Below are 12,522 nucleotides of genomic sequence, written 5' to 3'. Positions count from 1 at the left end.
AGTAATTTTAAAAAGCGTTATTCAATGTTTTGGATAACGCTTTTAAGTTAAGAAAAATATGGTTCTAAAATTTTTAAAGAAGACTGATCAAGGTTAATTTGCGCAAGAGCGCCGTAAGGAAGCGCGGTGTGGGGATAGGCATGACCAATATTAACGTTTGCCAAAATGGGTGTTTGATACTTTGCAGTGGCTGCTAAAAGCTTGGTCTGATATTCGTTAACATAGTAATTGTTCTGTGGCTTTCCCATTAAGATTCCTCGAACAGATTTTAAAAGACCTGCTTGATCTAGTTGATCAAGCATTTGGGCATATAAATCTGGAGAGGGACATTCTTCACTAGTTTCAATGAATAAAATGATGTTTTGAGCTTCTTGGGGAGATAAAATTAATCGGTAATGCCGAATAATTTCGGCTTGATCAGGATAACGATATTGGGTCAAGTCATCATAGAGACTGTCTAAGCAGCCACCCCAAAGTCGCCCTTGAATAATTCCATTTCCTCGAAGCACTTGATAACCAGTATCGCGATGGCTAATTCGAGGATGATTGATTGCTTTAGGCGAAAAATCGGTTCGTTCTTCATACCAAGTTTGACTTGCAGGAATATTAGTTGTAGGTGGGTTAATAAAGAAATGATTCCAAGTATTTAGGGTGTATTCTAGCATACTAACATCTAATTCTGCGAGATCATTTAAAAAATTAGGTCCATAAAAGCTCTGCATCCCTAATCGATAAAACATTAGGTGATTATTTGTCGTGTCCGAAAATCCTGTAAATAGTTTGGGGCTTGTTTGTACTGCTTTAATAAAATCTGAATCTTCCATTAAATATGGTAACAAGCGATAAGTATCATCACCGCCAATGGCCGCAATAATTGCTTTAATTTCAGGATTCATAAAAGCTTCTTTTAAATCATTAGCCCGTTCATTGGGATGCTTTTTTAGGTAAGTAGTTCCTTTTAAGGAATTAGGCATATAAATAAATTTAAGACCTAGTTCTTTTAAGCGCTTTTCCCCTAATTTTCGTTCATGAAGAACCTGCTTTTCGCCTAAGACACCACTAGACAAACTAATTAGTGCTACTTGATCACCTTTTTGTAATTGATGTGGTTTTACTAACAAAATTTAGCCTCCTTTTTATTATAAAATAATTAAACATCAGTATATCATAGGTTAAGTAAATACAATAGATGGTGAAAAATCAAAAACAATTTAATAATTTCTGTTTTCTTGACCTAAAATAGTAATAATAATAAAGTAAATATAAAAGAATTAGGTATCCATGAATGGAATAAGATAAGGAGGAAACTAATAATGAGTCATAGATCTTTTTCTGACTTAGCCCAAGATGACTATTTTACTTCAGGAAATTGGCATTTAAAGATAAGGCAAACAATAATTGCCATAATTGGCTGGCTGGGTGTTATTTCACCGTTTATTGGCGTTTATATAATTTTACATTTTCCGCAAATTGCTCAAAAAGCGCATATTAAATATTATTCGGATATTATTTTACCTATGAAATTTTTAATTGAATTTTTTATAATTATCTTCATTATCATTATAATAACCTATTTATTTTTGACCGTTCATAATAACCGTCATTTTGCTTTTGTTTGGACCAAGCAGAGAGTAGTTGATCAAAAGCGCCGTATGAGACATGAAAAATTAATTGAGCAAGGTTGGACCGAAAAATTTGGTGATTTAAAACAGCGCCAGCAATATAATTTCTATAGTGTTAAACCAGAACAAAATCTTGAAAATGATTTTGCGCAACGTTTGTTTAAGAAATGAGGTTAATTGATGGATATAACTTGGTCAACAATTAAACCGTTACTAAATGGATTATTCTTAATCTTAATTTCTTATCCTATTCTAGGTGGATTGGGTTGGTTTGTCGGAGGATTATGTTATAGATATGTATTTCGCAATAAGAAGAAGGCTTTTACTACTATTGCTGAAAATAAGGCGCCCTTTATTACGATTATGATTCCAGCCCATAATGAACAAGCAAGTTTAAAAGAAACTGTTACTTATTTACTTAATGAATTAAATTATAATAATTATGAAGTTTTAGTAATTGATGATTGTTCCACAGATCGAACACCGCAAATTTTACAATCCCTTCAAAAACATTATTCCAATTTGCGTGTTATTCGAGTTGAAAAAAATAAGGGTAAAGCCCATGCTTTTAACGTCGGGGTAGCTTTTGCTAAGGGAGAACTTGTACTTAGCAACGATGCTGACACCATCCCAGAACCGGATGCGTTAAACCGATATGTTAATTACTTTAATAGTCCAGAAGGACAAAATATTGCAGCCGTAACTTCTAATGTTGAGGTTAGGAATCGGACTAAACTGATTACTAAATCAATCACTGTTGAATTTTCTAGTATTGTTGGAATCATTAAGCGGGCTGAAATGGGTGTTTTTGGTAGTATCTTTGCGTACAGTGGCGCAAATACGATGTATCGTAAAAGCGCCTTAATGGATGTAGGCTTATTTCGTCAAGATCGTGCTACTGAAGATATTAGTATTGCGTGGGACCATCAATTAAATAATTGGCTGTCAGTTTTTGCCCCTAATATTATTTCTTATACATTAGTGCCGGAAACACTAAAAGATTTATACCATCAGCGTAAACGTTGGGCTAAGGGTGGTACGGAAGTTTGGTTGACTAACTTATTAAAAGTTTTACGCCATCCCATTAAAAATTTAGGCGAATCGTTATTATTATTTGACCAAACATTTAGTATTCTGTGGTCGTTCTTTTTTGCTATCTCGTCAATAATTTTTATTTTTTTAGTAATCAATTATTGTGCTACGCAAAATTGGCCACAGCTGTTATATTTAATATTTTCAACTTTATTACTTATTTGCTTTGAAATGATTGCCGGAACTTTACAGCTGACTACGGCTTTATTGATTGATACTCGTGGGAATAAATTAAGTTATATTTTATTCGCCCCTATTTATTTATTATGCTTATGGGTAATTAATACTATTACAATAATTACTACTTTTATTCCCGCAGTAAAAACGATCTTGGGCTATGGATCCGGTACTTGGGTCAGTCCGACAAGATAGTCTTTAGGTAATTTTGTTTTAATTAATTTAAAAGCGTTTTTCTAATTAGAAGAACGCTTTTTATGTTTCTTAAAAAAGCAAAATAAAGTAAAAATATTTAAATTATATTTTTTCCAACTTAAATGGAAATTGTTACTAATTACAAAATAATCAATTTAAGTTAGGCTTAATTTCAGTAAAGCCTTTTAGGAATTGGAAGTGATAATAAAAATGAATTTTTCACAGGAAAACGTTTTTCTAAATGTAAGTGAATCAAGCATTAATTCTTTGTTAAAGTACATTTCAGAAGTCGCTGTTATAACAGGTTACACCACGGATGCTAAAGCTTTAAATAAGAGCTTTATTGATAGGGAAAAGGAATTTTCTACTGGTTTAGAAGATGGTTTTGCTATTCCACATGCTAAAACTGCTGCTGTTAAAAAGGCTGGCTTTTTATACTTTAGATTGGCAAATCCTTTAAAGTGGCAAACATATGATGATCAACCAGTAACGGATGTTTTTGCTTTGATGGTTCCACCTCAAAATGTAGGCAATGAGCATTTAAAAATGTTGGCTAATTTATCGACAGCCTTATTGGAACACGATTTTAAAAAAGAATTACGGCGAATGACTAATAGAAATGAAATAGCAAATTTTATTAATGAAAGAATAGGAGAGTAACAATTATGAATGTAGTCGGAGTATCAGCTTGTCCAGCAGGTTTAGCACATACACCAATGGCAGCTAAAGCCTTAGAGAAGGCAGGTAAAGAATTAGGTTGGAATGTTAAGATTGAACAACAGGGGATGATGGGGCCAGTTAATGCAATTACTCAAGAAGAAGCAAAAATAGCAGATTTTGTACTCATTGCTTCTGACCAAAAAATTACCAGTATGGAAAGATTTGAAGGCAAGCCTGTAATTAGGGTAGATATTAATACTTGTATTAAAGCACCAAAAGCTGTTTTGAAGAAGTGTGCTGCCGCGATTAAAAAGGAGGACTAAAAAATGAAACGGTTGCTAAAAGAATGGGAAGGAGCCGTGATGAGTGGGATTTCGTATATGATTCCTACTGTAATTGGTGGTGCCTTAGTAGTCGGAGTGCCACAGTTGATTGGCATGTGCTTTGGCTATGGTGACTTATCAAAATTCGCAAAATCTAGTGGATTTTTTCATATGTTGTATCAAATCAATCAGGTTGGTTGGATTGGAATTGGGTTAGTTAATTTAGTTATTGGCGGTTACATTGCTTATGCACTAGGAGATAAACCTGCATTAGGTGCAGGATTTATTGGTGGTCAGCTTGCTACTAACAATCAATTAGGATTTATCGGTGCAATTGTTGCGGGACTGATTGCTGGGTATGTTGCACGGTGGTGCCGAAAGATTAAAGTTCCAGATAAATGGAATTCGGCAATTGAGCTAATTATTATGCCACTTTTAACCGTGGGGTCAGTTGCCTTATTTGTAGGTGTGGTGCTTACACCACCATTAGCTTGGATTAATAATGGTTTAACTTCATGGGTAAAATTCATGGTTGAACAAAAGACGAATGCAATTTTACTCGCAGCTATTATGGGAGGCATGATTGGTGTTGATCTTGGTGGCCCCGTTAATAAAGCAGCCTGGGGAGTTGGAAATTTCTTCTTTATCGAGGGAATTTATCAACCATGTCTATATACTAATATTGCTATTTGTGCAATTCCCATGGGTTACGCCATTATGAGTTTTATTTGGCCTAGAAATCGTTTTTCTTCTGAACTTTTAGAAATGGGTCATAATAATTTGATTATGGGTACATTTGGAATTACAGAAGGTGCAATTCCGTTTATGATGAAGGCTCCACAACTGATTATTGTGAATATCATTGGTGGTGCTTTAGGCTCAGCTACTGGAGCTTTTTTAGGAGTAAAATCACATATTCCCCCTTTAGGAGGACTGCCTGGTATTTTAACGGCTGATAATATTATTGCATATCTGGCTGGAATTTTAGTTTGTGCTATATTTATTGCAATTGTAGCCCCATTAATTGCAGACTTTACTGATCAAAACTCAACTGGTGAAGAATCGATGAGCGATGATGATATAGAATTAAACATTCAATAATAATTACGGTAAAAACTATAGTTGAAAATTAAATCATCGTTATTTTCAAACTATAGTTTTTAACTTTAGGAGAAATAATGGTTAAAAAGGTTTTTATTGTTCCGCATACGCATTGGGATAGAGAATGGTTTTTTACTTCTTCTACTGCAAAAATTTATCTTTTAAAAGATTTAAAAGATGTAATCGATTGTTTAGAAAATGATATAAAATATCACTCTTTTTTATTAGATGGACAAGCTTCACTTATAGAAGATTATTTAAAATGGCGACCACAGGATATGGATCGGGTAAAAAAGTTAGTAAAGAATAAAAGGTTGATTTTAGGTCCATGGTACACGCAAACCGACCAATTCATGGTTTCAGCAGAAAGTATTGTTAATAATTTACGCATTGGAATGCAAGAATGCGATAAATTGGGTGGCTACATGAATATTGCTTATGTTCCTGATTCCTTTGGTCAGGAATCAAGTATGCCACAAATATACCGAGAATTTGATATTCATGATGCTGTTTTATATCGAGGATTCTCATTAAGTAGCGCTCCTAAATCTGAATTTATTTGGCAGGGCGAAGATGGCTCAGAAGTTACAGTTTACCGGATGGCTTGTGGCTATTTTATTGGTGGTGTAATTAATGAAACTAAATTAGCAGAATTAATGACAGAAGAACCATTTAAAACGGTTACTCTGACAGCAACCACTAATAATTTACTTTTTCCTAACGGCTCTGATATGGCTCCAATTAGATTTGATTTGCCAAAGTTTACTAGTAAATTAAATCATGCTAATGCTGGCAAATTTACTTTTAAAGTTGCTTCGCTTGAAGAATATATCAAGGCAGTTCGTCAACAAAATCCACTATTGAAACGGATAAGTGGTGAGCAAGATTGTGGAAAAGACATGCGTGTGCATAAATCAATTTATTCCTCTAGGGCGGATATTAAACAGCTCAATACAAAGTTACAATTTTATTTGAGTAATATTATGGAACCTATACTTACATTAGGTAATTACTTTGGTTTTGAATATCCAGAGCAAGCAGTTAATGATATTTGGAAAAAAATGTTTAAAAATGCTGCTCATGATTCAATGGGAAATTGTGTTTCTGATCGTGTAAACGAAGATATTGAAATGCGGTATAAAGAAGTTCAAGATCTTGCAACCGGTCTAGTTGAACTTACCATGCGAGAAATTTCTACTAGGATAGAAAATGCTAATCATCCAATAACTCTTACAGTATTTAATTCAATGCCAGTTATTCGTAATGAGGTCTTACATTATACCCTATATTCACCAAGTCGAGCCTTTTCAATTCGAGATATACAGGGTAGCAATATTCAATTTGAAATTACAAATATTAAAGATGTAACAAAAAAAATAACTGATGCAACTATTCAATTAGATCCAGGTAAGCAAATTTATCATCCACAAAAAGTTTATCAAATTGATTTAGATATCGAATGTACACAAATTCCATCATTTGGATATAAGCAACTATACTTATCTGTTTTACCTGATCAAGAGCGTCACCTTAAGAGAATTGTTGAAGGTAAGATGATTGAAAATGAATTTTACCGTATTGAAGTTAACGACGATGGTAGTTTAAATATTTTGGATAAAAGTAATCAATATCTTTATCAAAATCAAGCTATTCTAGAAGAAAATGGAGACGATGGGGACTCCTATAATTATTCACCACCACGAAAAGATATGCATATCTTTTCCACTCAGCAATCTTATAAAGTTTATCAATATTTAGGAAAGTTAAAAAATCAGTTAATCATTAATTTTAATTTTAAAATACCAAGTAACTTAACTAAACGTGCGCAAAAAGTTGTTGATACTACCATGCCAGTTAGTTTGGAGGTTACTTTAACTAAAAATAGCAAAATTATTGCTTTTAAAATTAATGTTGATAATAGAAAGTCTAAAAGTCATCGATTGTGTATTAATTTTGATAGTGAAATAGTGACTAAGACAAGTATTGCAGATATGCAATTTGGAACGGTTAAAAGACAAGTAGTTAAAGAAAAAGAACTGACTTTATGGCGGCAAGAAACTGATAAATGGCAGGAAATGCCTATTTCAATCAATACGATGCAAAGTTTTGTTGCCATATCTAATAATACAAGATGTATGGCTGTAATACCTCAAGGTGTAAGAGAGTATGAATGTATTGGAAAAAACCATTCTATTATGAGGTTAACAATTTTTCGTACTTATGGGATGTTGGGCAAAAAAAATTTGTTATATCGACCTGGTAGAGCTTCTGGTGATGAGACCGTGGTTACACCACAGGCTCAATTGCAAAAAAAGTTATCTTTTGAATTTGCTTTAAAAACATTGGCTACAACTTATGATCAAAGTAGCTTGGCAAATGAAGTAAAGCAGTGGGATACTCCTTTACAAATTTATGAGTACGCAGAGTTCTTAAATGGCCGATTAACTTTTCCATTTAACCCAGTGAAAAGAAAATACCAAGAGGAATTGAGCTTATTTAAACTTGAAAGTAATTTGGCAACAAGCACAATTAAAACAGTTCCTGGTACTAAGTCCTATGAAATCCGATTATATAATCCACTATTCCATGAAGTAGGCGGGAAAATTGTATTCACCCAGACTCCTAAGCTTGTTAAATTGGTTAATTTAAAAGGAGTCGGTCAATCAGAATTATTAATTGAAAATAATCAAGTAGTTTTACCCAAATTAAAACATGCAAAATTTATAACAGTTTATTGTCAATTTTAGGAGGGATTATGGTTAAAGCATATTTTGTCAATCATACTCATTGGGATCGAGAATGGTATTTTACATCACAAGATGCACAAGTACTGAGTGATCAATTATTTACAGAAGTTTTAGATGAATTAGAGAATCATCCGGAAGCAAATTTTACTTTAGATGGTCAGATGTCTATCATTGATGAATACGTTGAAATTCATCCTGAGGGTAAGAAAAGAATTCATCGTTTAGTAGAGCGTAAACAGCTTTTTATTGGCCCGTGGTACACACAAACGGATGCGATGGTTCCAAGCGCTGAATCGCTACTTAGAAATTTAATTATTGGCATTATTGATGCTAAAGAAAACTATGGTAATCCAATGATGCTAGGCTATTTGCCTGATACATTTGGTTTTAATGCCAATTTGCCAATGATCCTACATCAAGTTGATATTCATGATTTTTTATCTTGGCGTGGTACAAACTTTCAAAGGCAAACTAATTCAGTTTATTTCAAGTGGAAAGCACTGGGCGGGAAGGCAGTTTTTGCAGCAAATTTTCCTTTGGGTTACTATACCGGTCAAATTGATTTAGTCTCAAAACAAAATTTGCAAAAATTTGTTAAAGAGCGTTTAGATAAAGGAATAGAATTTGAAGCCGCAAATGGTCACCATGATGAAGTTTTAATACCATCTGGTATCGATCAAATGAATATTATTCATAATATTTCAGCAACATTGAAGGAGGTGAACAAATATTCTCGTTATGAGGTTATCAACAGTACTTATCCCAAGTTTATGGCTAAATTACATAGTAAAAAATTACCTACATATCAGGGAGAATTGCGCTACCCTACCTACTCGCGCGTTCACCGTACAATTACTTCAGTTAGGTCAAGAAATAAAAGACAAAATTTTAACTTAGAGCAAGTAATTACTCGAAGACTGGAACCATTAATGATTATTGCACGTTACGCGAATATTCCAATTTCTAACGGAATCGTTATTAAACTCTGGAAATTATTATTTGAATTACAGCCTCACGATACTCTTGGTGGTAGTGTGACTGATAATGTAGCCATTGATATAGACCACCGTTTTAAGCAGGCTTTTGAAATCGCGGCAGGAGTTGAAAATTATATCAAAAAAAGATTGGCTCAACGGTTATCTTTAACTGATCATGATGTTATTGTATTTAATACCGATCCTTATAATTTTGATGGACGTAAGACAATTGAAATTATTAGTTCAAGTAAAAAAATTAAATTTCCTAATCAAAATCAGGCGGTTATTTTAGCCAGTGAGAAGATACTATCGCGTCCTAATATTATGCAATTAACTCCTAATGGTTATGAATTTAAAGATGAACCTGGATATTACAAAATAAAGGTAAGCTTAAAAATTAAGATGCAAGGATTAGGCTATCAAGTAGTTCATTTTGAAGATTGCGAAACACCGTGTGAAGAATTAAGGCAAGATGTGGGGACGAAAATCACTAATCAAAATATTGACCTATCTTTTTCAGATGGCAAATTCACAATGAAAACGGCTAATAAAATTTTTCCTGATGTGATTCGTATTTATGATCAAGGAAATGATGGTGATACTTATGACTTTTCACCACTAAAAGGTGATCAAGAAATGCAGCTTCCATGGAATGGCAATGTTAAAAAATATAGTGCTTCAGGCATTGAACGTATGACTTTAACAGGAACTTGGGAGCTGCCAAGAACTTTAAAAGATCGTTTAAAGCAAAAACAAACTGCTGAAATAAAATATAAATTAATCCTAGAATTAAGAAAAGATTCACCTGTGTTAGGTGCCAAATTGGAGATTGATAATCAAGCTCTATCTCATCGTTTGCGGCTAAAGATAAAAACAGGAATTACCACTAATTTTGCACATGCTCAAATTCAAGGTGGCTTTAGAAAAACTATTAATGAAAAGATTGCAGATGATTGGAATGATGAATTTGTTGAAAAGCCGGTAAATATTTATGTATTCGATCGCTGTGTTGGCCTGTGCGATGAAATTAACGGATTATACTTCTTTGGTACGGGTCAAAAAGAGTATGAGAAAGTTGCAGATTCCCTTTTAATTACGTTAATGGCAACTACAGGGCAATTGGGTAAATCTGATTTACTATGGCGTCCTGGCCGAGCTTCTGGTGATACTACTTCAGTGGGGCATGTAATGATGCCAACCCCATTAGCGCAAGAATTAGGACAAAATGAATTCGTTTTTGGGTTATGTGCTTATAATGGTTCAAAATTAAATGAAAAACAGATAGCTCAGGACTTAACTAAGTGGTATACCCCATCTGTTGGTTATCAAATGCAAACACATAATCTAATTGTGAATCGTTTAGATAATAAATTATGGGATATAGAATATCCTACTGGGCTTCATGAACTTAAAAAAGAGCAATCTTGGCTGACAATTGAACCAGGGGTTGAGGTTTCAGCACTGTATCTTGCCTATACGGTAGAAAATAGTTTTATTTTGCGATTATCTAATCTTACTAGTGAGACACAGGATGTGTTATATCTTGAAAAATTGGGTTATAAAGTTATTAATGGCCTTGAAGAAATTGGAAAACAAAGTTTTCAAATTGCTCCCTATGACATGATTACTTTAATCAAACAGATATAGTAATGTGTAAGTAAAAGTGGATTACAAAAAGGGGAACGGTATGAAACTATCCTATAAACGATTGGGCAATATTTTGGAAGATTTATTAAATAATTCTGCCAATTGTTATGTTTCCTCCGCTTTTCTAGCTAAAAAATATAATGTTAGTACGAGAACGATTAGGTCCGATATTCAGGAATTAAATAAGGAATTGGATTATTACAAAGTAAAAATAAAAAATAAAAGAGGAAGTGGCTTTTATCTTGCTTATTTAGATCAAAATTTACGTAAACAATTAATGAAGATTGCGCAAAGTAATTTACCAGCTTCAAGTTCTAGTGAACGAATTATTGAAATTGAGCAATACTTGTTAGTTAATAATCAAATTAAACTGTCTGAACTAACTGATCGCTTTTTTATTAGTGACAATACTTTTTTTACTTATTTAGTAACAATAAAAAAAGATTTTAATGAAGTTGGACTAAAAATTATTAAATCAAAAGATTATTATTACTTAAAAGGAACAGAAACTGTTAAAAGAAAATTCATTATTACCAAATTAATTAATAAAAGTTCAAATGCTTATATTGTGGGGTTTACTGAACAGGAAAAAATTATTTTTGCTAATATTAGACTTGATAGATTAAAACAGATAGTCCATAGTTTTTTACAGCAATATAATTATTCTTTATCAGATATTAATACAAAAAATATAATCTTGCATATTGCCCTAGCAATCTCACGAGTAAAGCTAGGTTATTCACTAGAGAAATCTCATCAGCTAAAAATCAAAGGTAATGTTTCAGCTGCTATTAGCAAATTATTCATTAATTTGGAAAAAGAATTTTGCATTAAGCTAAATGAATGTGAACGTAATGATTTAATTTATCATTTTGCCATGAATTATCCTGAATGTGTTACTGATAAAATTAGGGCTAAAACTAATAAAGATATTAATAAGGCGGTCAGGATTTTTTTAAAAAATATAAAAAAAGAGTTTGCATTAGACTTAGTAAATGATCCAGAATTATGTATTAACTTAACTCAACATTTAAATAATTTAGTCAAAATAAAAAAAGTTAATGGCAATAGAAAAAATCCACTATTGAGTGTGATTTTATCTACATTTCCTTATGCTTATGAAATTACAGCTTATTCGGCACCATATTTGGAACATATGCTTAATTTAAAACTTGATGATGATGAATTGTCCTTCATCACATTACATGTGGGTGCTGCAATTGAACGGCAAGGGATGAAATCAACCAAAAAAAATACAGCTTTAATTTGTGGCAATGGTATATCAACTGCTGCTTTAGTTAGAGCAAAATTGCAGTCACAGTTCACAGCTTTTTTAAATATTACGGGAACTTATACCTATGAGGAATATTTAGCAGGAAAAGCTACTGATAATGATTTTTTAATTACAATGGTTCCGATTACTGATGCACCTATTCCAGTCATTCAAATTGATTTGGTGAATTTAAATAATGATATTATTCAACTTTCTGAATATTTGAAGTCACTTAATAATCCATACCAAAAAATTGATAAATTGTTTGATACGGAAAATATTTACTTAGTCAAGCAAAATATGACTAAAAAGCAATTGTTAAATATGTTAATAAAAAATTTGGAGAGCAAAGCAATTGTAAATAAGGACTTTATGCAAAAAGTGTATGAAAGAGAACAAATGTATTCAACGGCTATTGGTGGGAAAATTGCTATTCCTCATTCTTTAGGCTATGCAACTAAAAAATCTAAAGTTTCATTTGCACGTTTAAGTAAAGCAATTAAGTGGGATGAAAAGAACGAAGTAAAGTATATCTTTCTCCTGGCGATTTCTCGTGATGATTATTTAAGTATCCAAAAATTATTTGATTTTATTGTGGACTTGCAAACCAACCCCACCTTTAGGAAAATAATAGATAAGAGTTCTAATGCACAGGAAGTGAAGAACGCTATTAGTATGTTAATTAAAAAAAGTTATTAGGGAGATAGA

Annotated in this window: 9 protein-coding genes; 8 read left to right on the top strand and 1 reads right to left on the bottom strand. The window is 32.6% G+C overall.

From position 1 onward, the window contains the following. Nucleotides 1-47: 47 nt before the first annotated feature. Nucleotides 48-1,121, bottom strand: coding sequence for a S66 peptidase family protein (locus F5ESL0237_RS05795; protein ID WP_122024891.1), 1,074 nt, complete (start codon nucleotides 1,119-1,121; stop codon nucleotides 48-50). Between the two features lie 192 nt (nucleotides 1,122-1,313). On the opposite strand from F5ESL0237_RS05795, the gene F5ESL0237_RS05790 reads away from it, so the two are divergent. From F5ESL0237_RS05790 to F5ESL0237_RS05755, 8 genes are all read left to right on the top strand, one after another. Continuing rightward, a complete protein-coding gene (locus F5ESL0237_RS05790) occupies nucleotides 1,314-1,793 on the top strand; it encodes a cell division protein (RefSeq protein ID WP_122022123.1) in 480 nt (159 codons plus the stop codon). Nucleotides 1,794-1,802: 9 nt separating this feature from the next. Beyond that, a complete protein-coding gene (locus tag F5ESL0237_RS05785; RefSeq protein WP_122024890.1) occupies nucleotides 1,803-3,086 on the top strand; it encodes a glycosyltransferase family 2 protein in 1,284 nt (427 codons plus the stop codon). Nucleotides 3,087-3,296: 210 nt separating this feature from the next. Further along, a complete protein-coding gene (locus tag F5ESL0237_RS05780) occupies nucleotides 3,297-3,746 on the top strand; it encodes a PTS sugar transporter subunit IIA (RefSeq protein ID WP_090092264.1) in 450 nt (149 codons plus the stop codon). Nucleotides 3,747-3,751: 5 nt separating this feature from the next. After that, on the top strand, nucleotides 3,752-4,069 hold the full coding sequence (locus F5ESL0237_RS05775; protein ID WP_090092262.1) for a PTS fructose transporter subunit IIB: 318 nt from the start codon (nucleotides 3,752-3,754) through the stop codon (nucleotides 4,067-4,069). A 3-nt stretch (nucleotides 4,070-4,072) separates the two neighbouring features. Then, nucleotides 4,073-5,170, top strand: coding sequence for a PTS fructose transporter subunit IIC (locus tag F5ESL0237_RS05770; protein ID WP_122024889.1), 1,098 nt, complete (start codon nucleotides 4,073-4,075; stop codon nucleotides 5,168-5,170). Between the two features lie 77 nt (nucleotides 5,171-5,247). Continuing rightward, the gene (locus F5ESL0237_RS05765) at nucleotides 5,248-7,917 is read left to right on the top strand and encodes a glycoside hydrolase family 38 C-terminal domain-containing protein (RefSeq protein WP_122024888.1); all 2,670 of its coding nucleotides are present in this window, start codon (nucleotides 5,248-5,250) and stop codon (nucleotides 7,915-7,917) included. 8 nt (nucleotides 7,918-7,925) lie between these two features. After that, complete coding sequence (locus tag F5ESL0237_RS05760) at nucleotides 7,926-10,541, top strand: glycoside hydrolase family 38 C-terminal domain-containing protein (RefSeq protein WP_122024887.1); 2,616 nt, start codon at nucleotides 7,926-7,928, stop codon at nucleotides 10,539-10,541. Between the two features lie 40 nt (nucleotides 10,542-10,581). After that, nucleotides 10,582-12,513: a transcription antiterminator gene (locus F5ESL0237_RS05755; RefSeq protein WP_122024886.1), complete on the top strand. Its 1,932-nt coding sequence runs from the start codon at nucleotides 10,582-10,584 to the stop codon at nucleotides 12,511-12,513. Nucleotides 12,514-12,522 lie beyond the last annotated feature (9 nt).

Origin of the sequence: Lactobacillus sp. ESL0237 (genome assembly GCF_003692985.1) — a bacterium.
GTDB lineage: Bacteria > Bacillota > Bacilli > Lactobacillales > Lactobacillaceae > Lactobacillus > Lactobacillus bombicola.
Note: the sequence above shows the minus strand (reverse complement) of the source record. Positions and strands in the feature narration are given on the sequence as shown.